This window comes from Streptomyces sp. NPDC006339, from assembly GCF_040612775.1.
Lineage (GTDB): Bacteria > Actinomycetota > Actinomycetes > Streptomycetales > Streptomycetaceae > Streptomyces.
Map to the genome: position 1 here is coordinate 13,774 of NZ_JBEXQW010000013.1, position 25,267 is coordinate 39,040.

23 protein-coding genes and 1 pseudogene are annotated in these 25,267 nt (G+C 70.9%); 8 read left to right on the top strand and 16 right to left on the bottom strand.

The annotated features are described in order from the left end of the window. Window positions 1-64: 64 nt before the first annotated feature. Both ABZ135_RS12840 and ABZ135_RS12845 read right to left on the bottom strand, forming a co-directional pair. Window positions 65-1,426 carry an APC family permease gene (locus ABZ135_RS12840; RefSeq protein ID WP_356694812.1) on the bottom strand — a complete coding sequence of 454 codons (1,362 nt, stop codon included), beginning with the start codon at window positions 1,424-1,426 and terminating at the stop codon, window positions 65-67. Beyond that, entirely contained in the window at window positions 1,423-2,355 is a 933-nt protein-coding gene (locus ABZ135_RS12845) for a carbon-nitrogen hydrolase family protein (RefSeq protein ID WP_356694814.1), read from the bottom strand. Before ABZ135_RS12845 ends, ABZ135_RS12840 begins: the two co-directional genes overlap by 4 nt. 134 nt (window positions 2,356-2,489) lie before the next feature. On the opposite strand from ABZ135_RS12845, the gene ABZ135_RS12850 reads away from it, so the two are divergent. Together ABZ135_RS12850 and ABZ135_RS12855 are read left to right on the top strand one after the other, a co-directional pair. Then, the gene (locus ABZ135_RS12850; protein ID WP_356694816.1) at window positions 2,490-3,236 is read left to right on the top strand and encodes a helix-turn-helix domain-containing protein; all 747 of its coding nucleotides are present in this window, start codon (window positions 2,490-2,492) and stop codon (window positions 3,234-3,236) included. A 74-nt stretch (window positions 3,237-3,310) separates the two neighbouring features. After that, window positions 3,311-3,475 carry a hypothetical protein gene (locus ABZ135_RS12855; protein WP_356694818.1) on the top strand — a complete coding sequence of 55 codons (165 nt, stop codon included), beginning with the start codon at window positions 3,311-3,313 and terminating at the stop codon, window positions 3,473-3,475. A 70-nt stretch (window positions 3,476-3,545) separates the two neighbouring features. On the opposite strand, the gene ABZ135_RS12860 is transcribed toward ABZ135_RS12855, so the two are convergent. From ABZ135_RS12860 to ABZ135_RS12890, 7 genes are all read right to left on the bottom strand, one after another. Further along, on the bottom strand, window positions 3,546-4,484 hold the full coding sequence (locus ABZ135_RS12860) for a hypothetical protein (protein ID WP_356694820.1): 939 nt from the start codon (window positions 4,482-4,484) through the stop codon (window positions 3,546-3,548). Then, a complete protein-coding gene (locus tag ABZ135_RS12865) occupies window positions 4,472-4,813 on the bottom strand; it encodes a hypothetical protein (protein WP_356694822.1) in 342 nt (113 codons plus the stop codon). Before ABZ135_RS12865 ends, ABZ135_RS12860 begins: the two co-directional genes overlap by 13 nt. Window positions 4,814-4,956: 143 nt before the next feature. After that, window positions 4,957-7,095, bottom strand: coding sequence for a xanthine dehydrogenase family protein molybdopterin-binding subunit (locus ABZ135_RS12870; protein WP_356694824.1), 2,139 nt, complete (start codon window positions 7,093-7,095; stop codon window positions 4,957-4,959). A gap of 15 nt (window positions 7,096-7,110) precedes the next feature. Next, complete coding sequence (locus ABZ135_RS12875) at window positions 7,111-8,103, bottom strand: xanthine dehydrogenase family protein subunit M (protein WP_356694826.1); 993 nt, start codon at window positions 8,101-8,103, stop codon at window positions 7,111-7,113. Then, the gene (locus ABZ135_RS12880) at window positions 8,100-8,702 is read right to left on the bottom strand and encodes a 2Fe-2S iron-sulfur cluster-binding protein (protein WP_356694828.1); all 603 of its coding nucleotides are present in this window, start codon (window positions 8,700-8,702) and stop codon (window positions 8,100-8,102) included. Before ABZ135_RS12880 ends, ABZ135_RS12875 begins: the two co-directional genes overlap by 4 nt. After that, window positions 8,699-9,181, bottom strand: a complete 483-nt coding sequence (locus ABZ135_RS12885) for a DUF5709 domain-containing protein (RefSeq protein ID WP_356694830.1) — start codon at window positions 9,179-9,181, stop codon at window positions 8,699-8,701. The genes ABZ135_RS12880 and ABZ135_RS12885 overlap by 4 nt, the downstream gene beginning before the upstream one ends. 1,030 nt (window positions 9,182-10,211) lie before the next feature. After that, a complete protein-coding gene (locus ABZ135_RS12890) occupies window positions 10,212-11,444 on the bottom strand; it encodes a hypothetical protein (RefSeq protein WP_356694832.1) in 1,233 nt (410 codons plus the stop codon). Window positions 11,445-12,273: 829 nt separating this feature from the next. Between ABZ135_RS12890 and ABZ135_RS12895 the strand changes: the two genes are divergently transcribed. Next, complete coding sequence (locus tag ABZ135_RS12895) at window positions 12,274-12,819, top strand: AAA family ATPase (RefSeq protein ID WP_356694834.1); 546 nt, start codon at window positions 12,274-12,276, stop codon at window positions 12,817-12,819. Window positions 12,820-12,903: 84 nt separating this feature from the next. Here ABZ135_RS12895 and ABZ135_RS12900 read toward each other — a convergent pair whose 3' ends face one another. Together ABZ135_RS12900 and ABZ135_RS12905 are read right to left on the bottom strand one after the other, a co-directional pair. Then, window positions 12,904-13,437 (bottom strand): hypothetical protein, encoded by a 534-nt coding sequence (locus ABZ135_RS12900; RefSeq protein ID WP_356694836.1) that lies wholly within the window; start codon window positions 13,435-13,437, stop codon window positions 12,904-12,906. Further along, window positions 13,434-13,988 carry a hypothetical protein gene (locus ABZ135_RS12905; protein WP_356694838.1) on the bottom strand — a complete coding sequence of 185 codons (555 nt, stop codon included), beginning with the start codon at window positions 13,986-13,988 and terminating at the stop codon, window positions 13,434-13,436. Before ABZ135_RS12905 ends, ABZ135_RS12900 begins: the two co-directional genes overlap by 4 nt. 584 nt (window positions 13,989-14,572) lie before the next feature. Between ABZ135_RS12905 and ABZ135_RS12910 the strand changes: the two genes are divergently transcribed. The 3 genes from ABZ135_RS12910 (at window position 14,573) to ABZ135_RS12920 (ending at window position 16,125) form a co-directional block, all read left to right on the top strand. Next, window positions 14,573-14,890 (top strand): hypothetical protein, encoded by a 318-nt coding sequence (locus ABZ135_RS12910; protein WP_356694840.1) that lies wholly within the window; start codon window positions 14,573-14,575, stop codon window positions 14,888-14,890. A 99-nt stretch (window positions 14,891-14,989) separates the two neighbouring features. Continuing rightward, window positions 14,990-15,253, top strand: coding sequence for a chaplin (locus ABZ135_RS12915; protein WP_356694842.1), 264 nt, complete (start codon window positions 14,990-14,992; stop codon window positions 15,251-15,253). Between the two features lie 398 nt (window positions 15,254-15,651). Next, on the top strand, window positions 15,652-16,125 hold the full coding sequence (locus tag ABZ135_RS12920; protein WP_356694844.1) for a nuclear transport factor 2 family protein: 474 nt from the start codon (window positions 15,652-15,654) through the stop codon (window positions 16,123-16,125). Between the two features lie 653 nt (window positions 16,126-16,778). Here the strand turns inward: ABZ135_RS12920 and ABZ135_RS12925 are convergent. Further along, entirely contained in the window at window positions 16,779-17,396 is a 618-nt protein-coding gene (locus tag ABZ135_RS12925; protein WP_356695038.1) for a hypothetical protein, read from the bottom strand. A gap of 661 nt (window positions 17,397-18,057) precedes the next feature. Between ABZ135_RS12925 and ABZ135_RS12930 the strand changes: the two genes are divergently transcribed. After that, window positions 18,058-19,347, top strand: a complete 1,290-nt coding sequence (locus tag ABZ135_RS12930; protein WP_356694846.1) for an FAD-dependent monooxygenase — start codon at window positions 18,058-18,060, stop codon at window positions 19,345-19,347. 334 nt (window positions 19,348-19,681) lie between these two features. Here the strand turns inward: ABZ135_RS12930 and ABZ135_RS12935 are convergent. After that, a pseudogene (locus tag ABZ135_RS12935) lies at window positions 19,682-19,843 on the bottom strand (IS110 family transposase); the annotation flags it as partial. An 848-nt stretch (window positions 19,844-20,691) separates the two neighbouring features. Next, the gene (locus tag ABZ135_RS12940) at window positions 20,692-21,444 is read right to left on the bottom strand and encodes a DUF2332 family protein (protein WP_356694848.1); all 753 of its coding nucleotides are present in this window, start codon (window positions 21,442-21,444) and stop codon (window positions 20,692-20,694) included. Between the two features lie 210 nt (window positions 21,445-21,654). Between ABZ135_RS12940 and ABZ135_RS12945 the strand changes: the two genes are divergently transcribed. Next, on the top strand, window positions 21,655-21,777 hold the full coding sequence (locus tag ABZ135_RS12945; RefSeq protein ID WP_356694850.1) for a hypothetical protein: 123 nt from the start codon (window positions 21,655-21,657) through the stop codon (window positions 21,775-21,777). Between the two features lie 13 nt (window positions 21,778-21,790). On the opposite strand, the gene ABZ135_RS12950 is transcribed toward ABZ135_RS12945, so the two are convergent. Both ABZ135_RS12950 and ABZ135_RS12955 read right to left on the bottom strand, forming a co-directional pair. Then, window positions 21,791-23,128 (bottom strand): hypothetical protein, encoded by a 1,338-nt coding sequence (locus tag ABZ135_RS12950; RefSeq protein WP_356694852.1) that lies wholly within the window; start codon window positions 23,126-23,128, stop codon window positions 21,791-21,793. A 1,309-nt stretch (window positions 23,129-24,437) separates the two neighbouring features. Beyond that, window positions 24,438-25,184, bottom strand: a complete 747-nt coding sequence (locus ABZ135_RS12955) for a hypothetical protein (RefSeq protein WP_356694854.1) — start codon at window positions 25,182-25,184, stop codon at window positions 24,438-24,440. Window positions 25,185-25,267 lie beyond the last annotated feature (83 nt).

The window sequence follows — 25,267 nt, forward strand, 5'->3', positions numbered from 1 at the left end:
CAGCCACGTCCGGCCGTCACGTGGGTCGCCACGTGAGGCGTCCCACGGACCTGGAGCCAGATCGCTAGCCCAGGGCGCTCGCGCTCAGTTCGGGCGTCGGGCGTCGGAACCCACGGGTGAGCCACAGCAGGTAGCCGAACCCGGCGGCGAGCCAGCAGCCGCCGATCGTCAGGGCGACCGAGCTGAGCTGCGTCATGAGAGAGAGCGTGACGCACACGCCGAGCGAGGGGGCGACGACGTAGCCGAATACCTTCACGCCGTCCACGCCGCGGTTGCGGACGAAGAACACGACGACGCACACATTGACGACGGTGAAGCCGAGGAACGCGCCGAAGTTGATGAACGACGTCGCGGTCTCCAGGGAGATGTCGAGGCCGATCAGACTGACCGCGCCGGTCAGGACGAGGCACAGCACCGGGGTCCCGGTGCGGGCGTTCAGCGCGCCGAAGAATCGCTTCGGCAGCACTCCGTCGCGACCCATGATGTACAGCAGCCGGCTGGAGCTGAGCTGGACCGCGAGCCCGGAGGCGAAGCCGCCGACGATCGTGGCGATGTTGGTCCAGTCCGCGAACGTCTGGCCGCCGACCTCGACGGACATCGTGTACGCGACGATCTCCGGGTCGTCGAAGACGCCGCCGGGGTGGACCAGTTGCATCACGTACGCCACGGCCGCGAACAGCAGGCCGCCGATCGCGATCACGAGGACGACGGCGCGCGGGATGGTCCGCCTCGCGTCCTTCGCCTCCTCGGAGAGCGTGGTCACCGCGTCGAAGCCGAGGTAGGAGTACGCGGCGACGGCGGCTGCGGCCGAGACGCCGACGAGACCGCTCTCCGCGTTCCAGAACGGCGCGGTGTACGACTGCGGCGGCCGGTCGGCGAGGTGGACGAGGCAGTACGCGACGAACAGCAGGACCAGGAACACGGCAAGGCCGGTCAGGACCTTGTTGACGCGGTCGGTCAGGGTGAGGCCGATGATGTTGACCAGCGTCGTCAGTCCGGCATTGATCAGCATCCAGGCCCAGACCGGGACGCCCGGGAACTGCGCGTTGAGGTAGAGCGACTGGACGAGCCAGGCGACCATCGGCAGGAAGAGGTAGTCCAGGAGCACCGCCCAGCCGACGAGGAAGCCCACCCGGGAGCCGATCAGCTTCCGCGCGTACGAGTACGCCGAGCCGGACACGGGGAAGTGGCGGGCCATCTTCGCGTAGCTCAGCGCGGTCAGGAGCATTGCGCCGGTGGCGAGGAGGAAGGCGGTGGGCGCGGTGCCGGCGCTCGCCTCGGCGATCACACCGAAGATCACCATCACGAGGCTGGGCGCCATGTACGCGAGACCGAAGGTCACCACCGAGGCGAGCGAGAGGCGGCCGGCGAGGCGGCCGGGTCCGGCGAGGGCGGCGGCGGGCCGGATGTCCTGCGTCCTGCTCATCGGGCCACGTCCTCTCCGGCGGGAGCGACCACGGCCGGGGCCGCGGGCCGCAGGCTCTCCGGGGTCCACGGGGGCACCACGGGCCGCCAGGTCGCCGGGTCGATGCGGCCGTTGTAGAGGGGCAGCTCCAGCGGCGTGTCGTCGGCCGTGAAGTGGTCCCACGGCCAGGAGTCGCCGCCCGTTCCGTGCTTCCGCGTGGCCGCGACCCGGTCGAGGTCGACGACGGCGAGCAGGGTGGTGTCCTCGGTGCCGACGGCGGCGACCTGGACGTGTCCCTCAGGGTCGACGAGCAGGCTCCGGCCCTGCGCGGTCGGGACCGCGCCGTTCACGCTTGCCACCCAGACCTGGTTGACGATGGCGTTCGCCGTGTTGACCGGGATCTCCTGGGCGCGGCCGGACGTCGCGGTCTGCACCACGTTGACGATCAGCTCCGCGCCCATCCAGGCGAGGTGCCGGGTGACCTCGGGGTACCAGGAGTCGTAGCAGATCGACAGGCCGATCCGGCCGGTGCCGGGCATGTCGAAGACGACGAACTCGCGGCCGACGCACATGGGCTCGTACGGACGCCAGGTGAAGATCTTCCGGTAGCGGGCGACCAACTCCCCGTCCGGGTTGTAGACGACGGCGGTGTTGTACACCTTCCCGTCCGCGCCGCGCTCCAGGACGGTCCCGGGGATCAGCCAGATCCCCAGCTCGCGGACGAGCGCGCCGAGCGCCGAGCCGCGCGGGCCGTCGAGGGGCTCCGCGTACGTCTCGTAGTACGCGTCGAGGGTCATCTTCTCCGCGCCCTCGGAGCACAGGTGCAGCTCGGGGTAGACGACGAGATCGGCCCGGTTGGGCGACTTCATGCGCAGCCGGAGCCCTTCGGCGAACTGCTCGAAGGACTCGGCCGGGGCCTGGACGAGGGCGAGGCGTATATGCCGGCTCATGGGGTTCCTGACGACGTACGGGGTGGGGGTGGGGTGCCAAAGCAAACCGGGTCGCAACACTGTTGTCAACGGTGTTGACACTTTCTTGAGTGATCCGTTGATAGGGTCGCCGGAGCGGCCGAGCGAGGAGAGTCATGGCGAAGAAGACGGCGGCGGAGGCGAAGGCGACGGCCGCGGCCGGCCGGCGGTCGGGCGACGTTACCGACGAGCGGCCGAACCGCCGGGAGCGCAGGGAACTGCGCCAGGAGGCCGCGGTGAACGCGGCCTTCCGGCTCGCCGAGCGGGAGGGCATCGCCGGTCTTTCGATGCGCCGGCTCGGCCAGGAGCTGGATGTCGACGCGACCGTCCTCTACCGGCTCTTCCGGGACAAGGACGAGCTGCTGCTCGCCGTGGCCGAACGGACCATCCGGATGATCCTCGACGAGATCGGGGAGGGCCCGGAGGACGAGTCCTGGCAGGACACGCTGCGCCGGATCGCCGAAGGCACCTGGCTGATCCAGACCCGCTACCCCGCGATCACGGCGCTGACCTTCGCGCGCACCACCGGAGGCCCGGCCGAACAACTGCTGGTCGAGCGCATCCTCGCCGCGTTCGCGCGCTCGGGACTGGCTCCCGGCCCGGCCGTCCTCCACTACCGGACCTACGTGGACACCACGCTCGGCCTGTGCGCGCACGCCGCCGCGCTCGGTTCACTCGACCCCGAGGTGCGCGAGAAGGACGAGACGACCTGGACCCGGGTCTACGCCCGCCTGCCCGAGGCGGCCCACCCGGTCACCCGGACGTTCATCGACGAGCTGAGCAGCGTCACGCCGAAGGCGATCTACGACAACGCGGTGGAGGCGGTGCTCGCCGCAGCCGAGCGGGCGACGGCCGCCGGCTAGGGACGACCCGTTCCCTTCAGATGCCGGCGGCGGGCCAAGGTGGTGAGACCGAAATGCCATGCGCCTCGAATGGCATGCTTGCAGAACCCCAGGTCATCGAGGTCACCCTGCTGGTGCCGCACGCCAATGACGGGGCGCTCGCCACCGCCTTGGTCGACGTCGCCGGCCGCGACGAGGAAACCGCCGCGCTGCTCACCGCCCGGATCCGGACCGACCACCGCCTACGCCTGCATCGGTGACTCCGTGTGGCGGCCGCCGGAAAGGCTCCCCCGGGTACATCGTCGGCGCGTCACCTCACCAACCGCGCTCTCAGGCGGACGTTCCTGGTGACAAGGCCGGGGTGTAGTGGACGACAGTGGTCTCGCATGCCTCGGCGTGCACGGTGAGGGCGTCGACCTCGACCCGGTCCGCGGACAGGCCCCAGCGGAGCTTCATGGCGATCCACTCGCCGACGTACCGGCAATGCGCGTCCGGGAGCGGCGGCACCAGCGCGAGGGACACCTTCAGGTCCCGACGCGGGGCCCGGCATCGGCGCCACAGCCAGAGGTTGGAGTACCGCACGTGGGACAGGGCGCGGCCATCGCGGCGCGCTGCCGCGTTCCTGATCCGGCTCTGCCGGGCGAGGCCGGCGCGACTGCCCGGCGGCGAGAAGGTGAGGCGACGCTCGGCTTCCTTCCTGGAGTCGCGGGTGACACGTAACCCCTCCTGTAGTTCGGCCCGGTGTGGGCTAGGTGCCGGGCTGCTGTGTGTGCGGCGGCGGGGCAGCCGCAGGCTGCGGTCGGGAGCCGCGGGCGAGGAGGGGCGCCGCTCCCGGGCGCCTTCCAGCACTCTGGCGAGGGCGGCTGCAGCGAGCATCCGACGAGTCTGATCCACCGTGTCGACGTCGGTCGCCTGCTCCGGGACGCGGCCGGGGCCGGCCGGTCGGTCCGTGCGGCCCACGGTCTGGACCCGTGCCCTGAGCGCGTCGGCGGCGAGGCGGGCCCGCTCGTACGGTACCGCGGTACGGCTGCGGGTCAGCGGGCGCAGCACGGCTTGGTCCTCGGTGTCCCGCGGGTAGAGCGCGCGTAGGTCGGCGGTCATCCTCCGGCCGCGCCCGACGGGGCGGGTGTAGTCGTCGACGACCGTCCGTACGATCTGTTCGTCCAGTCCCGGCTCGTGGGGTCGGCCGCGCAGGACGGAGCAGAGGTGGCGGCGGGCTCCGGCGAGCAGGTGGTGACGCGCGCAGGCGCCGCACATCACGTACACCACGGCAACGACGTCAACAGCCGCCAGCGCGATGTCGACCACCGGCCGCAGCCGCCGCCCGCGCCCCGCTCGGCGAGCCGGTAGACGCTGCAGGCCCCGAACGCGGCGATCGCAGAAGTGCTCCATCTCCTCCGCAGCTCGGTCAACGACCACAGCTCCGTGCGCTTCGGCGGGCGGGTCTGGTCGGCGGCCTGGCACGCCAGCGCATAGCCGGCCCGCTCCCCCGGCGCGTACCCCTGCCGCTCCTCGTACCAGGCAGTCAAGACGGGCAGCGCATCCTCGACCTGCTGACGGCTGGTCGACTGCCAGCCGACCAGCCACCTATCGATCACCCAGCAAGCCAGGCGCGCCGCGCGAACTCGACGGCCGCGGGGGTCCGGCCCGTTGCCGGCAACGCCCGTGATGCATCCGTCAGTTCAAGTCTCGCCCCACGAACGGAGTACGAGCCATCGGCTTTACGGACCCGGCCTCAGCGCTACCGGAGGGCGGGCAGTACCCGGTCCGGGGTGAGCGGCAGTTCGCGGAAGCGGACGCCGGTGGCGTGGTGCACGGCGTTGCCGATGGCGGCCGGGGTGCCGACGATGCCGATCTCCCCGATGCCCTTGCTCCCCATGGGGTTGAGGTGGGGGTCGTCCTCGTCGACCCAGTGCGCGTCGACCTCCGGCACGTCGGCGTTGCTCGGTACGTGGTAGGAGGCGAGGTCCCGTTCGGCGAAGCCGCCGAAGGCCGGGTCCGCGGTGCTGTGCTCGGTGAGGGCCATGCCCAGTCCCATGACCATGCCGCCGATGAACTGGGAGCGGGCGGTACGCGGGTTGAGGATCCGCCCGGCGGCGTAGACCCCGAGGAGCCGCCGCACCCGCACCTCCCCGGTGCCGGTGTCGACCTGCACCTCCGCGAAGTGGGCGCCGAACGCGTGACGGGCGAACGGCGGGGTCCGCCCGGCCTCCTCGGTGGTGTCGGCGGAGGCGGTGACCCCCTCGGCGGGCAGGGGGCCGGTGTGCCGGGCCAGCTTCTCGGCCAACTGGGTGCATGCCTGGTGCACGGCCCAGCCCCAGGAGGCGGTGCCGGAGGAGCCGCCGGCGAGCGGGGCGCGGGGCAGGCGGGTGCTGCCGATGCCGATCCTCACCGAGCCGACGGTGACGCCGAGGGCGTCGGCGGCGATCTGGGCGAGGACCGTCCGGGCGCCGGTGCCGATGTCGGTGGCGTTGACGCGGATGTCGTAGCCGCCGTCGTGGAGGGCCGTGGCTGTCGCGGTGGACGGGGACACGAGCACCGGGTAGGTGGCCGCGGCGACGCCCGTACCCGTAAGCCACCTGCCCTCGCGGCGGGCGGCGGGGCGCGGGTCGGCCCAGCCGAACCGGCGGGCGCCCTCGCGCAGGCAGGCGACGAGGTTGCGGCTGCTGAAGGGCAGGCCGCTGTCGGGTTCGGTGGCGGGCTCGTTGCGCACCCGCAGCTCGACCGGGTCGATGCCCAGGGCCTCGGCCAGCTCGTCCATCGCCGACTCCAGCGCGTACATGCCGGGCGCCTCGCCCGGGGCGCGCATCCAGGAGGGGGTGGGGACGTCGAGGGGCACGACGTGATGGTCGGTGAGGCCGTGCGGCGAGGCGTACATCATCCGGGCGGGCACGCCGGCCTGCTCGACGAACTCCTTGACGCGGGAGGTGTGGGTGGTGACCTCGTGACCGACGCCGAGGAGGGTGCCGTCGCGTTCGGCGGCGAGCCGGACCCGCTGGATCGTCGGCGCGCGGTGGCCGACGACGGCCGCCAGATGGCCCCGGGGCAGGGCCAGCTTCACGGGCCGGCCGGTGTGGCGGGCGGCCATCGCGGCGAGCACCACGTGCGGGCGGGGCGTGCCCTTGGAGCCGAATCCCCCGCCGACGTGCTCGGAGACCACCGTGACCCGGTCCTCGGGCAGGCGGAAGAGGGCGGCGAGGGTCTTGCGGACCGGGTCGGCGCCCTGGCTGGAGTCGTACACCGTCAGGTGGGCCCCGTCGCCCTCGCCGTCCCAGCGGGCGAACGCCGCGTGCGGCTCCATCGGGTGGTTGTGCAGCGGCGGGATCCGGTAGGTGACGTCCACGCGGACGGGCGCGGCGGCGAAGGCGGCGTCGAGGTCGCCGCGCTCGCGCAGGGCCGGCTGGCCGCCGTTGGCCAGGTCGGGCCGGTAGGCGTCCGGGTGGCGCTCGGTGAGGGTGACGTCGTGCGGTTCCGTGGCGTACGTGACGCGGACGGCCCGGGCGGCGGCGCGGGCGTCCGGGAGGGTCTCGGCCACGGCGAGGGCGACGTACCAGCCGCGGTGCGGCACGGCGTCGTCCTGGAGGACGGCGAGGGTCGGATCATCGGCCTCGCCGAGGCGGGGGGCGGTGCCGGGGGTGAGGACGGCGAGGGTGCCGGGCAGGGCGAGGGCGGCGGAGGTGTCGATGTCCGTCACCCGGCCGCGGGCCACGGTGGCGGGCACGGGCCAGGCGTAGGCGCAGTCGGGCGGCGTCCGGGCGTGTTCGCCTGCGTAGCGGGCGGCGCCGGTGACCTTGTCGCGGCCCTCGACCCGCTCGGTGGCGGTGCCGAGGGCGGAGGCGGGGGCGGGCGCGGCGGGCACCCGGGGGCGGGTGGAATGCATCGCTGGTCTCCCGGTTCAGGAGCGGTCGGCGGCGAGTTCGGACAGGACCCGGCAGGCGAGGTTGCGGGCGAGCGGCACCTTGAAGGCGTTGTCCCGCAGCGGCTGGGCGAGGCCGAGTTCGGTCTCCACGGCGTGGGTGATGGTCCGGTCGGTGGGCGTGGTGCCCAGGAGCGCGGCCTCGGCGCGCCGGGCCCGCCACGGCCGGTGGGCGAGGCCACCGAAGGCGAGGCCGACCCCGCGCACGGTGCCGTCGTCGGCCAGGTCGAGGACGGCGGCGACGGAGGCGAGCGCAAAGGCGTAGGAGGCGCGGTCGCGGGCCTTGTGGTACGCGGACGGCAGGCCGGCCGTGGCGGCCGGCAGGGTCACCGCTGTGATCAGCTCGCCGGGCCGGATGACGGTGTCCCGCTCCGGGTGGTCGCCGGGCGAGCGGTGGAAGTCGGTCACCGGCACGGTCCGTTCGCCGTCGGGACCGTGCAGGTGGACGGTGGCGTCCAGGGCGGCGAGGGCGACGGCCATGTCGGAGGGGTGCGTGGCGATGCAGTACGGCGAGTGCCCGAGGACGGCGTGGTCACGGTGGACCCCCTCGCGGGCGCCGCAGCCGGTGCCGGGCTCGCGCTTGTTGCAGGGCATGGCGGTGTCCTGGAAGTAGGGGCACCGGGTGCGCTGGAGGAGGTTTCCGCCGGTGGTGGCGATGTTCCGCAGTTGTCCCGAGGCCCCGGCGAGCAGCGCCTGCGACAGGACGGGGTACCGCTCGCGGACGAGGGGGTGGGCGGCGAGGTCGCTGTTGCGTACCGTGGCGCCGACGCGCAGACCCCCGTCGGGCAGTTCCTCGACGGTGTCGAGCGGCAGCCTGCTGACGTCGACGAGGGTCTCGGGCTCTTCCACGCCGTGCTTCATCAGGTCGACGAGGTTGGTTCCGCCGGCGAGGTAGCGGGCGCCCGGGCGGGCCGCGTGCGCGGCGGTGGCCTCCTCGACGCTGGTGGCGCGTACGTATCCGTAGGGCTTCACCGGGTCACGTCCTCGACGGCGGCGACGATGTTGGGGTAAGCGCCGCAGCGGCAGAGGTTACCGCTCAGCCGCTCGCGGATCTCCTCCCGGGTGAGCTCCACCGGGCCCTGCCCGGCCGGCCGGGCAGGGTCGGTGACGTGGGAGGGGTGGCCCGCCGCGGCCTCGGCGAACACGCCGACGGCGGAGCAGAGCTGCCCGGGGGTGCAGTACCCGCACTGGAAGGCGTCACGGTCGAGGAACGCCTGCTGGAGCGGGTGCAGCTCGCCGCCCGTGGCCAGCCCCTCGACCGTGATGACCTCGGCACCGTCCTGGGCGACGGCGAGGAGCAGGCAGCCATTGGCGCGCCGCCCGTCGACGAGCACCGTGCACGCCCCGCACTGCCCGTGGTCGCAGCCCTTCTTCGCCCCGGTCAGCCCGAGGTCCTCGCGCAGGACGTCGAGCAGGGTGGCCCGGTGGTCGACGGTGAGGTCCCTCGGCGCGCCGTTCACCTGGAGGGTGATGCGGGATCGGGTGTCGTCGCGGTCGGCGGCGGGGTCGTGGGACGGGGTGGCGGCTCCGTCCGTGGGCGCGGGGTCGTGGGGCGGGTGCGGGGCGCTCATCGGTAGGTCTCGTCGGCGTCGTCGGGGACGGTGTGCACGGCCGCCTCCTCGGCGGACGCGGCGGCGCCCGCGATACCGACGTCCCGGGCGACGACGTCCTTCTCGTCGTCCTCCCGCACCCCTTCGTCCGGTGCTACGAGACGGCCGGAACGCTCGCGGCCCACCTGGTCGTCGATGGGCTCACCGTCGCCGCCAGGAAGGTCGCCGACGCCGTTGGAGTCGTCGGGCTCCGCCAGCGCCGGGTCGGGCACCTCCTCCGCGAGCCGCTGGTCGAGGGTCTCGCCCTCGCGCTGCTCGCGGGCGGTCGTGCCGACGTGGTCGACGGCGAGGGGTCGCTCGGGCGGGGACCAGCCCTCGTCGTACGGGTCGGCCTCCCGGTCCGACAGGGTGTCCTCGGGGTCGAGGATGCCGTCGTCCTCACGGCCCTCGGCGTCGTCCGGCTGGTAGACGTTGTCGCCCATCGCGTTCTCGGTGTCCATGACGTCACTCCCGTGTGCGGCTGCTGATCACGCCTGCTGATCGCGTATCCAGCCTGGATCAGGTCACACATCCCGGCATTCCGGGCGGCGCGGAACGGGAGCCCCGCCGGTGGGCGGCCGTCCCTCGGGGCAGTCCGGGTGATCGGCCCTGGAAGCGGACAGCTCGCAGGTGAGGAGCCGCTCGGCCTCCCGGCGCGAAGGGCCGCCGGGGCTCGTCCGGGCGAACCGCCTGAGGCGGCGCGCAGGCCGTGCAGTCGGCGGATGGGGCGCAGGCCGACGAGCGCGTGGAGGCACCGGTCGAAAGCCGGCGCGGAGGGTTCTCCGTGCGGCTCGGGCGCCCGTACGGCGCGCGTCGCCACGGGGGCCACGGGAGGCTCACGGCCCTGCATTCTCCATGCCGTCCCGTTCCAGGACGGACGCCGTCGACTGGCCCCGGGAGGTGAATGAGCGCTTAACGCGTACGCGATCGCCTGGAACGCGTCGCCTCCGTCCACGACTTGACCGGAGAATCGCACAAGGGCCACTCACCGCGACGCCGAACGCGACGCCATTACCGCAGCGATCCAGCGGCTGCTCGACGGGCGCCCGACCCGGTCCACTGGGGCTCTCGCTACGTTGCAACTCGACGCCGAGGCAGGCGTCAAGCGCTGGGTTCTCACGCACAAGCACGTTGACCTGAAAGAAGAATGCGTCCGCCGAAATTCCGAGGCGAACGGCATCCCGTCCGCGTTCCAGCCCCTGCGCGCCCGCAGTCGACGCCGAAGCCGCAGCCCAGGCCCTGCGGGAGGACAACGACCGGCTTCGCGAGCGCGTCGCCGTCTATGCCCAGGTCATCCACGAACTCCGGACCGTGCTGGACAGGCGCACCGACAGCACCACCTACCGCAGCCCCGTCCGGGGCCTGCCCACCAGGGCCTGAAGGGCGAGGCGACATGACTGTTGAGCGCATCCTGCGACCGCGTCTTGTAATCGCCCCGTCCTGCCAACTCCATGCTCAGCTTCAGTCTGCTCCGCCGTCACTCAGGCAGTTTCAGCTCAGGAGGGGATTGCCCCTGAGGTTCGCTTCCCCGCACGGCCAGGGGCCCTCGGCCAGGGACCCCAGCGGTGTACGGAAGACCAGAACCTCGTTGCCCAGGGAGACGACGACACTGCCTTCGCTCAGCAGTAGCGCACGACCGATAACCGCTCGGCTGTCATCCATGGCGAACAGCTCGTGTCCGGCGAGATCCGTGTCCACAGCGAGCAGCTTGCCGTCTCGCCAGAACACCGCGGTTCCCTCGCAGTCCATCGCGGGGTAGGACGTGTAGTAACCCGTCAGCGCCGGCCCGTCCACAAGGCTGTTGTCCGGTGCGAGCCGCCGGAAGCGTGATCGCGAAGGCAGGCTGTTTTCGAGCTCCGGGCCGCGGACGCCGCCGTTCTTGTCGACGAGCATTGCCCCATGGCTGGCCCAGCGCGCGGTTTCGACGCCGTCCCGGCCGAAGCGGCCGGTCGTGAAGGCACCGTACCCCTGGGATCCGAGCAGGAACTGGCCAGGGCCGGCTATCGCCTTGCGACCTGTGGGAGCGGGAGCGGTGACCGAGATGGTCTCGCCACTGTCCAGGTCGAGGAAGAACGTCCTTCCGATGCCACCCCGTGTGTCGGTGAAACTGGCTGCGATCCGGTCGGCCGATACGAGCAGTGGCTCCCAGTGATCAACGCCGATCTCCTCCGGGACCCACGGTTTAGGCGGCCGGATCTCCCATCCGGTCCGGTCTCCCATCTCCACCACGCCCGGGAACGACACCGCACCGAACGCAATCGGCGTGGACCAGAGGCACTCCCCCTCTCCCGTGTACCGGGCCACGCGAGGCTCCGGTACAGAGGCGGGTCGGCTTCGTTGCCTACGGACCATGCGGGAGCCGCTGACCCAGGAAATGAGGAACCCGTCGTCGAGGAGGACGAATGCGCCGATCTCCTCATCGGCGCGGCACTCCGGGCGGGCGGTGTGCCCACTGGAACCGTCCGGCAGAACACCTTCCAGGAGCTGACCTTCGTGGTCTGAGTAGGCGAGCCACAGCGCGCCGTCCGTGGCCAGACGGGATTGCGGCTTGCCGGTCCCGGGGTAGGTCCGCTGCCACGCCACCTTGCCTGAAAGGTCGACCCTCGTGATGACGGTCGCCAGCGGATTCGGGCCGTAGCCGGTCACGGTCAGTGGCCCGGAGGGGTCGGATGCGGCCACAGCCCAGATCTGGCCCGGCATGGTGAAACGCGATGAGAGGGTCATGCGTCCGCATCTTGCCGCATGCCTCCGCCCGCAGCGGTTGGCCCTCTGCAGCGCTCGTCTCGAACGCTCACGGGCCAACTGCAGTACTCAGTCACACGTCCCTGAACCGGCTTGGTGTGGGGAGCTACAGACGAGCCGTTCGGCAAAAGCTCGGAATAGGCGAGAGAAAGGACGGCCGGCACCGAGCCGTTGACCGGACTACAGGAGGACACGCCAAGTCGGAGCGTATCCACTGGTTGCGTAGTCGGTAGACGTTGCGCACCCGATCGAAGAAGGAGCGCAACGTACGTGACCGAGCAGTTCCGTGATCCCCGGACCATCCAGCTACCTCGGTGGGGGCGGGCTGCCCCCGATGCCGGCGTCCCTGGCTGGTCTGGACGCGGATGGGCAGGTTGTGCAGCCAGTCCGCAGCCCGGCTCCTGCTCCATGTGTTGCAGTCTGCCGAAGGACCACGACCTGCGGTCGTTCGCCACGATGCAGGTACAGCGCATCACCACCGTCGCCGCCGGTAAGAACCCGGACGCTTAGGGCCTGTTACGAAGGTGCAGGGCAGGCTGGCGCGAGGGTGCCCTGGTCCCCAGGTTGCTGCATCCGCCCAGGGTGAGGGAGGCGAGGGCGCAGGTCGCGGCGAGGGCGGTGGTCGTCGTGTGGCGGCCGGCTGTCCGGTGGTACCGGGCGGGGGCCTACGGTCCTTACGCGGGCGAACAGGGACGCGGGGAGGAAAGCTGCAGGGAGACGGTCGCGGGGGTCTTCCGGGCCCAGGGCTTGTCTCCCTGATCCGCGCACATTCTGTTCGCGTGGTTCGACTGCTCGGTGGCAGGGTGCAGTTATGGATCAAGCAGAGGTATTGCTCATCGGAGGGCGCGCCGGCGTCGGCAAGACGACCGTGGGGTGGGAGGTCTCGGCACGTTTGCGTGCTGCGGCGGTTGCCCACTGTGTGATCGAAGGCGATTTCATGGGGCAGGTCCACCCGGCCCCGGAGGGGGACCCTCGCCGTAAGAAGATCGCCGAGCGCAATCTGACGGCGCTCTGGTCGAACTATGCCGAGCTCGGGTACCGCCGCCTGATCTACACGAACACAGTGAGCGTTCTGACCGAGAACGAGGGCATGTTCCTACGCGCCATGGGTGCGAATGTCAGGATCGTGCGGGTGGTGCTCACCGCGTCCGACGCCACCGCACGTGAACGGCTGACCGGCCGGGAGCTGGGCTCGGAGCTGGAGCAGGAACTGGAGGGCAGCGCCCGCAAAGCGCGGATTCTGGATGAGCAGATGCCCCCGGACACGGTGCGAGTGGCGACCGACGGACGGACCGTGGTCGACATAGCGCGCGAGGTCGTGAGCGCCACCGGATGGCTGGCGAGTTCCTCCGGGTAGGTTCCTCGCCTCTCAAGACCGGGTCCAGATGAGGATGGCGGCGACCGTTTCCCGAGCAGCACCCTGCCTCACGCGGCGCGCGAGCTACGGCACGACCACGTCGTTGCACTTCGGGTCGGAGCGTGGCGCGTTCTGGTGAGCGATGGCGTCTTTCCAGTGGGCGCGGACCTTGTCGAGTTCGGCGCCGTCGGCCGAGGAGGACAGCCATACGTCCGGTGTCGGGTCGGGGTGCTGGTAGATGCCGATCACGTACCGGTGGCCGGGGAGGAGGGGCTGCTTGTGGTCGGTAGCGGCGACTAGCGCGCCGGTGCTGGTGCGGTCGACGGTCTGTGTCACGTCCAGGGCGGTGGGCAGCTCGCCCTTCAGGTTCTCGACGACGCGGACGCGGGAGAGAGCCTCGTGGTAGCCGTCGTGCGCGGTGACCTTGAGGGTCTTGTCGACGGTGACGACCGCGAGGTGCGCGGCGAGGCCGGCGCGGTCGCGGTCGTTCTCCTGGACCGGTACGCAGACGGCGGAGACGGTCACGGTGTCGTCCTTCAGGGACGTGTAGGCGGCGGTCGCGGACGCGGTGAGCACAACGGCTCCGGCGAGCACGAGGAGCATGGTGCGGTTCATCATCCCCACAGCTTCGAGTAGTTGGCCTGGTCGACGGCCGTGGGGACGTGCTTGGTGCTGACGTCCTTGCGCAGGGCGCTGTTGACGGTGTCGGCTTTGTGGCACAGGCCCAGGGCGTGTCCGAGTTCGTGGACGACGATGTTTTGCCGCATCCGCGGCTCGTTCTTGTAGTGGCCGTCGAGCAGGTGCTTGTTCAGGTAGATGTAGTCGGTGGCGGCCGGGCCGCCGTGGCGCTCGTAGTAGCCGCCGCGCCCGTCGTCGGCGCTGTAGTCGCGGAACTCCAGGCCGTTGACCGTGGTCGCGGTGTCGGCCGCGATCTTGATCGTGCGGAACCGGTTCCACTCGGTGATGGCGTGCTTGCGCAGGTCGTCGTACTTCGTGGCCTCGGTCCAGCGGATCTCGCCCTCGTCGACCGACGACTTCCCCCGCGTCTCGCTCTCGCCCCGTACGCACGGCGCGGCCGCGGCCGCCGGCGCCGCGTACGGGGCGTTCGCCACCGCGAGTGCGAGCACCGCGGAGGCGCATAAGGCGGCTGCTCCCTGCGAAAACGACATGGTGCTCCTGCACTGGGGAATGGGCGAGCCGACGATAGCGGCCGGCCGACGCGCCGCGCCCGGCACTGGGGTGCGATCACCCGTACGAGCGGGCGTGCCCGCGCACAGGAGGCGGGCTCCGCCAAACTCCTGCAGGGCCGGCGAACGGCGCGGCCGCGGCTAGGCGGTCGGCGCCGACATCGACGGCCTGCGCGCCATCGCCCGAGCCTGCCCAGACGCTCTGACCGGCGACCGGGACAAGGCCCTGGCCATGACCGGCTTCCCACACGCCAGCCGCTCCCAGGACCCTGGCCGGACCGCTCACCGGCGACGTCACCCTGCACCCGCGCGGCCTGGTCGTCGCAGTCCTCACCGGCAAGACCAAGCACATCGTGCGCAACGCCAGGATCAGCTATGCCGACGCTGCCGAGATCTGCTCGGTGCGGGCCTGGACCGCGTACTGCTTGGCTGGTCGCCGAGCACGGCGAGCGGTGGGCCGACCCTGCTCCGGCGTTCGTCGGCATCGACCGGTGGGGCCACGTCACTGGCGGCATGGTTCCCGACTCCGTAACCCGCGCCATCAAGCGGACCTCGACGAGGGCCGGATGTCGATGGCCTGGACCGGGCACTCCCTGCGCATCGGCCTGGCCTCCGCCGTCCGCCGCGCCGGCCGCGACGCCATCGCCATCGCCATCGCCGACCAGGGCGGCTGGGCCCGCCGCTCCCGCTCGATGCTCGGCTACGTACAGCGCGACGACGGCTGGGACGACAACGCCTCCGCCGGTCGAGCCCGTACCGGAACAGCTCAGCCCAGGTCAGACCTGTCGGTTCCAATGGGTCTGACCCGGGCTGATACGCACGTTGCGAAGTCAGCGGGGAGGCGTGAAACCTCGGAGCGGATACGGCAGAGCAGGGATGGGTGAGCGGGGTTGCTCCGCCTGCACCGCCCCGCGTTGCCGCCGCCCTCGACCGGCGTGAGAGTCCGGGGTGAGGAACATCTTCGTTCTCACCAGGAGGTATGTATGCGTATGCGGATGATCAGCACTGCTGCTCTGGCCCTCGGTCTGGCGCTCGGCGGCGCCGGAACCGCCGCCGCCGCCCCCGAGCCCAACGACGACGGCGCCACCGCCGTGGGCGTCGCGGTGAGCTCTCCCGGAGTCCTCAGCGGCAACGTGATCCAGGTGCCCCTCGACCTGGACGCCAACGTCTGCGGCAACAGCATCAACGTCATCGGAATCTTGAACCCCGCGTTCGCGGTCGTCTGCGTGAACGACGGCACTCCGTAGTCGGGGTACTTCGCCTTCGTGCCGTACACCGGGCTCCTCGGCTGGTCGTCGGCTGAGGGGCCCGGCGTGTGCCGGCGGCAGGTGGAGGAGCCGACCCGCGACTCCTGGTCGTGGGGACCGAGCTGTTGTTCCGGGTGTGGCGACTGCTGAGTCGGCGACCGGCGACTGCCCGGGTGAAGGCCGCCTGCCGGTGCCGGCCGCGACCGGGGCGCGGGAGGCAGTCGGCTGCCCGCCGTGTCGCTGCCGCGCCCGAGCCTGTCCCGGTCGTTGTCGCCCTCGAGCTCCCCGAACTCCCCGAGCTCCCCGAGCTCCCCGAGCCGGAACGTCGCGGCCGTCACCTGTGGGCCGTCCTCAGCACTCCGCTTCCTCAGTCAGGAGCGACCTGATATGAGTTGATCATGAATGCTGCAACTCTTGAGCCGATGGAGCGCCTGCTCGCAGAGCGGGCTTGTGAGCGGCTGGTCGTCGAGTTCGTACACCGGCTCGACCTCGGGGACCCGGGCTCGGTGGCGGATCTCTTCACGCAGGATGGCACCTGGGAATGGCCCGCCGGCGACCGCCGCATTGCGGGGCGCGACGCCCTGCGCATCTACTTCGGCAACCGGCCCGCAGACCGACTGTCACGCCGTATATGCACCAACATCCTGGTTAACGTGACCTCTGCGGACACCGCCGCCGCCACCACCTACTTCACCACGTACCGTGTCGACGGCTACAGCGAGGGCCTCGTACCGCCGCGGCCCCCGGTTCAGGTAGGCCACTACGAAGACACCTTCCGCAAGGTGCACGACACCTGGCTGCTCACCACGCGAACTCTCTTCCTCTCCTTCGCCGGCCCCACCGAACGCCTCGACGGACCCGGCCAGTCATGAGAACGGCTCCCAGGCGACCGGCCGTCAGGGGACCTGCGCTACGGGGAGCGAGACTCTACAGCACTTGAGTCAGAGCCGTTTCCTGTCAACAAGCCTGACGGGGGTGTCGGGGACGACAGCGGGCCAGCCGGACGAGTTGCGGCTGCGACAGCTCGATGGCGGACAGCTCCGCGACGAGAGAAGCACCCGCGACGTTCGTGGGCACACTGTTGCCGCGAAGGCGGCGTTGCCGGGCCGCGACGCATGCGGCGAGGAGGCGGCCGCCTTGCACGACCTTCCGGCACGGGCGGCGGCGCCCGGACTGAACGCTGCGGCGCGCCAGGCACTGCTCCCCCACAGGTAGGTGGCACGTCGGGCATGCCGCGGAGAACGCGCCCCGAGCCTGTACAGTCGCGCCGTCTCGTACGCACCGTCGAGCACGGTGTGGGCGATCCCCCCCTCCCTCCCCGATCACGTGCTCACCTTCAAGTCGGGCTCCACGCCGACCTGGGCGAGCCCGATCGCCTCGCTCGGGGCGACCGCGCTTCACCTACGCCTGATCCACCCGACAGGGCGGCCCCCCTTCCTGCGGGGAAGGAGGCAGCCAGGGCCCGCGCGGGCCGTCCGGCGTGAACTGGACCTCGGTCACGCACGGCAGGATCAGAAGAAGAGGGCTACGCCTGGGGCCTCCGGGCCGCGTCCGTCTGGGCTGTACGCGACATGTCCGCCGGCACCCCCACGTGGCCGGCCTCTGCCGGCGGTGAAGCGCTGAACTCGCCGGCCACGCCGAGGTCACGACGCATGACGTCTCCCATGGCGTGGATCAGCGGCCAGAGCGCCTGCTGCGCCTCCGCCGCTGTTTGCAGCGTCTCGCCCGGTCGTGGGTTCCCCTGCTCCTGACGCTTCACTTGGCCGTACACGCGGGTCAGTGCGTCATTCACTTCCTGGGCGGCCTCCAGCACCGGGCCGGGCGCGATCATGATCGCCTCCGACCAGCGATTCCGCTGAGCGTCCTTGGCTTCTTCAAGCACCCGCACGTCATCGTCCCCGACCTCGCGATCGCGCATGACGTAGAGGTGCCGACTGAGAGCCGTGGCGAACTGCCGGGCATCTCGGTGCAGATCGGTGTAACTCTTGCGGCGCAACTCGCGATCCTCACGCGCCTCCTGGATAGACCGACTCAATGCGAGCTCGCGCTGCTTGGTCCGATCCGCGCCGCGCTGCGTGAGCAGCGCAGCCCCGAGAGTTCCTGCAACGCCGACTACTGCAACCAGTGCCGCCCCCATGTCCATGAGCAGCACTTTAGGCTCCGTAGGGCGAGCAACGCACGGCTGGGGCCTGACTTGTCCGGTTGATCAGTGCGGAGCCAGGTGGCCACTGCTCTGGATTGCTTCAGGCGGGAGGTGCCCGTCGGTAGGCCCGGCGGTCGGAGTGTTCTCGGCGCCGTCGCTGGGGTTGTCGTACACGGTGGTGCTCCTCGGTGAACGCGCGGACCCCTTCGGGACCGGAGTCCGCTCTCACCTGCTGCGGGTGTCGATCCCAGCGACCGTGTGACACTCACCGTGGTCTTTTCGGCACGTCGTTCAGAAGCGGGCGCTGCCCGCACCCGAGGAGCACGCGGACCAGGCCACCGAGAGCGCCTGCCTGCTCGCGGACGCGATGAGCGCCAGCGGATGTACAGGTCCTCAGCCTTTTCCGCTGCACGTGTGCGCGGGAGGTGTCGCGGCCGTAGAGGACGGTTCCGGGGTCCTTCAGGGCCGCTTGCCTATCCGGTTCGGTGGACGCCCCTTTCGACACGTGCCCGGTCTACGAGGCCGGGGGTCGGGTCCTGGACTATCCCGCCATGACCGATGAGTTTTGTGCGGATCCGTGGTCGATACGGCTGGATACACCGACAGCGGTGGGCCTGCGCTGGGGACGTTCCGGCGCGGGAGGACGTAGATGGAGGCTGTGATGAGCGTCGACGATTCCGGCCAGGGCCCTACGGTGCGGAGGGGCGGGCCGGGGGCGGGGGTGAGCGGTCCCAGGGTGTTGGTGGCGGGGGCGAGTATCGCGGGACCCGCACTGGCCTACTGGCTGCGCCGGCGAGGGGCTGAGGTGACCGTGGTGGAGCGGGCTCCCGAGCTGCGTCCCGGCGGGCAGGCGGTGGACGCGCGCGGGGTCGCCAAGGAGGTCATCCGGCGCATGGGGTTGGACGCGGCGGTGCGCGCGGCGTGCACCGACACCGCCGGCGCGCACATCGTGGGCCCGGACGGGCAGGTGCTGGAGACCTTCCGTGCCGACGACGACGGTGGGGACGGGTTCATCGCGGATATCGAGATCCTGCGCGGGGACCTGTCCCAGGTGCTCTACGACGCTACCCGCGACGGCGTCGAGTACGTCTTCGGCGACCGAATTGCCGGGCTCGCCCAGGACGCGGACGGGGTCGAGGTGGTCCTCGCGGGCGGCGACCGGCGGCGCTTCGACTTGGTGGTCGGGGCAGACGGGCTGCACTCGGAGCTGCGAGCGATGGTCTTCGGGCCGCATGAGCGGTTCCTGCGCCACCTCGGGCACGTGCTGGCCTTCTGCAGTGTGCCCAACGAGTTCGGGCTGGACCGCTGGCTCCTGGAGTACCGGGATCAGGAGTCCGGGCGTTCCGCCCTCCTACGGCCCATCCAGGACGCCACCCGGGCGATGGCCATGTTCTCCTTCGCCTCGGCTGACTTCGACGTCGACCACCGTGACGTCGCAGCCCAGAAGGTCCTGCTGCGGGAGCGGATGGCGGACATGGGCTGGTTGACCCCGGACATCCTCGCGCACCTGGACGAGACTCCGGACTTCTACCTCGACCAGGTCGCCCAGGTGGTGATGGACCGCTGGTCGAGTGGACGGGTGGGATTGCTCGGGGACGCGGCGTTCAGCTCGTCGCCGATGTCCGGGCAGGGCACCGGGCTGGCACTGGTCGGTGCCTACCTGCTGGCCGGAGAGCTGGCCGCTGCCGAGTGGGACCCCGAGGCCGGGTTCGCCCGCTACGAGGCGCGGATGCGCTCGTTCGTCGAGGCCAACCAGGAGATCGGCCGGCTGAACGCCCGTAGCCGTGACCTCCCCGGGCCGGACGCCGAGCCGCGCCCCGATTTCGGCAGTGAATGGTTCACCAAACTGGTCGGGCGCGCGATCAACGGCGTCGAGCTGCCCGACTACGCGGAGGTACCGGACTCCGCGGCCCCGGTCGGATCGCCGATCACGCCGTCGGTCAAGCCGTAGGTCCTACTCACTGTGCCTCCGGCCTCCCCTGGGCCGGGGCACAGCCGTTTAGCGGGCGGCCAACCTGACCCTTTGCGGCATCGCCCCTGGCCCGCATAGCCGGCGACACCGGCTCCCGGGGGGTGCCCCTATCTCTTTCGTGAGGTGATCGTGATGATGGCGGGCATGACGGATGAGGATCAGGTCTTGGGGCGTGAGAGCCGCCAGGGGTGGACGCAGCTCCACTTCGCGGCGGATGAGCAGGATGCCGCGGCTGTCGGCTCTCTCCTGGCGGCGGGCGTGGAGGTGGATGCACCCGATGGGCAAGGCAATACGCCTTTGTGGCAGGCCGTGTTCACGTATCGAGGCGGAGCATCACGAAGAGAACGTCGGCCCGGCGTCGGGCAAGGCAGAGCAGGGCCTGGGTGTGATGCTTGCTCTGGCTGATCTTCTTGTCGTAGTAGGCCCTCGATGCCGGATCGCCCATGGCAGCGAACGCGGCGAGGAAGAAAGCCCGTGAGCTGCTTGTAAAAGGTAACGGGGGGACGTCGCTCGCCGGACCACCGCATGCCGACCAAGTCGGAGGTCACCCCGCTCCTGAAACGGGTCATGCCCCTAGAGACGTTCTCGCGGCCCTGCGGCACCCTGCTCGTGCTGCCAGGTAGTCGCTCTCGACGTGCTGATCCGCAGTCACTCACCTTCGGGCGCGGTCTTCACGAGCTGCCAATGACGTGCCGGCGGTTGGTCGCGGTCCGCCATCCGAAGCGCTCGTCCCACACCAGGGCCGGGCCCGACGGGTCGGTGTCGAGCGGTACGGCGGCCGTGAAGTGTTCGCCGTCGGGTCGGCGTATCTCAAATGTCGACCTGCTGGGCGAGCCTGCCGCGGCCAGGAAGTCCGCGGTGTGCTGCAGGTACGGCTTGGCGGTGCGGGCGTGCGGCTCCCGCTCGGCAATCGTGATGGCGCCGCAATGGGTGCTGCGGGGGGTAGGCCCGGCTGAGCTAGCAGGTCGCGAGCCAATTCGCGAGGTCCTCGTGCCCTACCGGCTCGGGGGTAGGCGGCGGTCGGGGTGAAGAAGTCAGCGTCGGCCGCCCGCGCTCGCAGTGCGACCTGGCGCCCGTCCAAGTCGGCCGGCTGCGATCCGGCGGCCGGTGGCGGCGTGAACGAGGACGACGGCCTTGTCACCGCCGGTGGCGGATACCCAGGCCGGGCTGAGGTGCTGGACCGGGGCGGTATTCAGGCAGTCCAGCGGGTCGGGGCGCATGGCTGGCCGGTTGTCGGATCGGCCGGGTCAGCGACCGGCCCGGGCGGGGTCACGCCGGTCGCTGTAACTCTTGCGACGAGCCAGGGGGGAGCGTGGGCGATGATCAGCGCAGGTGTGAAAGTCGCAAGAGGGCTTCGTTGCGGACCTCTGGGTCTGTATCCGACGTCAGAGTCCGGAGTTGCGTGATCAGCTCGACTCTGCCCTCTCCGGTCGCGAAGCGTGAGTCGCAGTCGAGTTCCGCAGTGAGCTGATCAGCCGTCCCCTCGTCAGACGCCACTGCACGGGCCGCGAGCACGGCACGTAGGCCGACCAGATCCCTCCGAGCCAACAGGGCCGCAGCGGTAGCGGAGGTCACTCCAGTGTCCTGAGCGTCCAGGAGGAGACGGTGCAGGACACCGGCGACGCTCTCGATCCGAGGCGCCGCCGCCAGCCGCCGCCCTGCTGCTGCCCTGACGTTCCAGGCCGGAGAGTCGGCTTCAGCGATCGAGCGGTGAAGTCCTTGCTCCCTGGAGTCTTCCACGGCACCAGGATCCCAGCCGGATGTCTCGATCGAGCTTCGTTGCGACAACACTGCAGCAGTCGAGACCGACGTGGTCGACGTTGAGATTGAGCCCGCAGAACAGCCCACGGTGTGCGGCCTCGGCGATGGCCGGATACAGACGGCACAGCGTCCAGCCTCGTCCGGCCGCGTCGTCCGGCGCCCCACGATGGCCGCGACCTCAGCGGTCGTACGAAGCAGTGTGTCGCTCGCCGCGCCGGCAGCGGCCCCGCCGTCCATGGCGGCATACGCCGCCGCGAGCTCCGGCGCACGTCCGGCGAGGGCGAGACCGTGCAGCGCGGCAAAGATCAAGATCACAGTGGGGTGCCGTTACGGGCCGGCACCGCCTCAATGGCGCGCATCCCCTCCCCTGACTCACTCAGGGCGACGACAACGTGCTCGTGCAGCGGCGATGTTCCGGCGGCGTCGACCTCAACGAAGCGCCGGTACACCTGCGCCGCCAGCCCGCGCGCCCCACCCACCGATGCAGCGCTTCCCTGAGGCGCGGATGCTCCCGTCCGTCCGGCGATGCCCGATGGCCTGTGCGGCGGTCCGGACGACCTCCTCGACCGACTGCACATCCTGAAGCGGCTGGTGGAGGGGGAGGCTCAGCAGGCGGGCATCGTGCTGGCGCCGGTTGAGTCGGGCTGATCCGTCATGGGCTTCAGCCTGTGATCGAGAAGACCACCCTGATGCCGGTGGTGGTGTTGATGCGTTCGTTGAGGCCCCAGATCCGTTTCGTTTGCGGGGCATAGCCCAGGTTCTGGGTGTAGACCGGAGACGTGGTGTAGACGCTCGGCGCGTTGTTGGGCAAGGCGCGGTGGATGCAGGAGTACGAGGCGACCGGGTCGCCGGAGCCGCCGCCCACTCCTGTCGGGCAGGTGCCGCTCATGTACCAGGTCGTACCGTTGGTGGTGGCGCCCTGCATGTCCCACACCGGTGAGGTGAAACCGCGCGTGGCGTGGCTGACGCCGCGCCCGGAAGGCTCGGTGGTGGTGGGGAGAGCGGTGAGGTAGTTGAGCGGCCAGCGGATGACGCGTCCGCCCGCCCCGCCCCGTACGTACTCGGCGGAGACGAGACCGTCCTGGCCCGTACGGTCGAGGCTGAGAGAGTTCAGACAGGGCGTCGTGCCGGTGCGTACGACGCATGCCTCGGTGTCGGCGCCGGTCGTCCGGTACTTGCCGATCATGGGCAGGGCGTACGCGCTCCAGCGCGCCGAGGACACTCCGTCGGTGATGCCGACGGCTTCCCTTCCGGTGTCGGCCACCTGCCAGATGTGCTGGAGATCGTAGACCTGCAGCCATCGCCCGCTGGCCACGAACACCTTGTTGCCGTACCACACGACACCGTCGGCGTGGATGCCCTTGACCGCCCGGAAATTGCCGTTCCCGTCTGCGACGGAGCCGGTGGGCTCCACCAGGAGGAGGTTGTCGTAGGTGATCTTGCCGTTGTCGGCGTTGACCAGGCTCACGCGGGCGAATTCGTTCGGCTTCGGCGTGGAGGTGTGCATGTCCCGGCTGAAGTGCCAGGAGGCGAGGAAGGCGGTGTGCCCGTCCACGAGTCCGCCTGGCTGGGCATCGTAGGAGCCGGTGATGCCCTGGGGGGTCCAGCCACCCACCGAGTTGTACGAGCTGGAGAGGTCGTCGCCCTTCTTCCAGCAGAATCCGCTGGGAGACAGGCTCGCGGACAGGCCCGTGTCGTGACACAGGCCAGGCGTTCCGGTGGACCAGCCGCCGGATGCGAGCAGCGCGTTGGAGTCCTTCCTGGTGATCGCGCCGCCGGCCTCGACGGCCTTGATCGCCTCACCGTAGACGTCGAAGGAGTTCTCCGGCTGCCCGTCGAAGGACGACACCGGATCCAAGGTGAACTGCTGGGCCGTCGCCGGGTCGATCTCCGCGAACGGTGTCGCTGCGTGTGCGGGTACGGCGGACACGGTGGAGCCCGCGGTGAGGGTGAGGGCCGCCGCGATTCCGGTGAACAGGCGTTTCCATGATCTTGTCATGGCGCGAACCCTAGCCCGGCACCCTCGAGGCCGATCCGGTCACGCCGTGGCGGACTTCGCCCGCGAGGTGCGACCTGCTCGCGGCCGGGGAGGGAACCCGCGGGTGCCGGTGTTGGCTGTCCTCCAGACGTCCCCGCAGGTCTGCCCCATGGAGAAAAAGCCGTATCGGGCTCGGCGTATGAAGCCGATGGCGCGGCCGAACAGCGCGCCATGGGCCAGCTCGCCCAGGCGCTGCGGGCCGGCCGCCAGGCCAAGGACTTGCCCCAGGAGCAGGCCGGGGGGTGATGGGCATCTCCTCCTCCACCGTGCAGTGGGCGGAGACCGGCAGGCGCGCATCGGAGACGTACGTGGTCGACATACGCACCTGCCTGGGCCTGAAGTCCGACCAGGCGGGGCATTCGTGGGTAGAGGCGTCGCGGCCGCCGGGGCGGCAGCGGCGTACGCTCACTCCCGCGCCGGCGGTGCGCCTGGGCGGTACCGGCACGACTTCGGCGACGCACTGCGGCGGGCACACGAGAAGAGCGACCAGCCTCCGTCCATGGCGGCCGTGGAGAAACGGGCCGAGGCCGCCTACCAGCGGAACAGGGACCGTTTCGCGCTCCTTTCCCGCAGCACGGCGAACCGGATCTACAACCGGCGCCAGCTCTCCAGCAGCATCCCGGCAGCTCTGCTGTTACCTGTACGCCTGTCATGTGCCCGAGCGTCAGTTCCGGGAGTGGATCGCGGTCTACAACCGGGTCGAGGCCAAGGAGTGCGAGGAGGTGGCGGCCAGCAGAGGGCGGAGGGGAAGGCCCGGGAAAAGTGGGCAGGTGGGCGGGCCGCAACCGGGCCGAAGCCGTTCTGCGGGCGGCCGGTCTCAACCCGGTCGAACGGCCGCCCCCATCCCCCGGCGCCCCCTGGTCGGCGCGCTGCTTCCGCTGCGGTCAGGTCAGCCGGATCCGGCTGACCCGCGTCGTGCAGGAACTCGCCGGCTGCCCTCTGTGCGGTCTGGACGTCGGTCTTGTCCGTGAGGGACGCAACCATCTCGGTGGCCCGGGAGCGGCCCGGCCGCTTCGACTGCAGCGGCTGTTAGAGGCGGGCGACCGCCGTCAGCCCCATGTCGGTCCCCTCCTGGAGGGATCTGCACGGAGCTGTCTGCAATCGAGCAGGCCCCCGCCAGCCGCGGCCTGCGTCGGCCCGGCTGTGATGGCCGCCAGCGGCCTCCGGTAGTGCTGCCGCGCACCGCCTGAAGGATGGGCCGACGCGCTGAGCACCGGGACTCGATGCCGTGTCCGCGCCTGCCGCCGTGGGCTGGGGCGCCTGGTGCCGTTCAGCCGACGCGGATGTGGTTCACCGCCGTGCGCAGGAGCCGCTCCACCGCCGCCGTGCGGGCGGCGTCGTGGTGCGCACTGATGAGGGTCACCTCAACGAGCACGTTGGCCTTGCGGGCTCTCAGGTCCTGGAAAGAGGCGGATACGGCGCGACGCGCCTCGTCCCCGATGCCGGGCAGAGCGGTGGGGGTGCCCACCGTAAGGTCGTTCGCGAAGGCGTCGCGTGCCGTGTCCGTCGCCGTACCTCCCAAGGAACCCGGCCAGCGCACCAGTTGGTAGGAGAGCCGCAGCGACGACGTCCGTTCCGGGTCCTGCCAGGTGCAGTCCCGGGTCGGCCCGTAGGCTCCGTCGTCGTCCGTCTCGGCTGTGGCGGTGCCGGCAGGCACCAGCGTGGCGGCGGCGGAGAGACCGACCGCGCAGGGATCGGGCAGCGAGGTGCTCTCGTGGCGGCCGGGCCACCACGGGGCGTTCCACGGCCGGTCGGCGGGCAGGACGACCGCCAGGGCGAGGAACAGGAAGACCAGGACCAGGCAGCCGGTGTTCTTCGCGTCCAGGGGCGCGGTCCGCTGCGGGGCCTCGCCCTTGATGCGGTTCCTGATGGCCGTGGCCAGACCGAGCAGCAGGATGGTCAGGACGGTGGACGTACCGAGCGCCGGGTACTGGATCGCCTTCGTCAGAAGGACGGTGGTGACGGCGGCGAGCGGCACGGTCAGCGACAGGAAGAGCAATCGGCCTCTACTGGTCATGGACACCTCCCAGGGGGCAACGGTTCGATGGCCGGCCGGGTTCCGCCACGCCAACGGCCCCGCGGCACGCGGCCGGCCTCCAC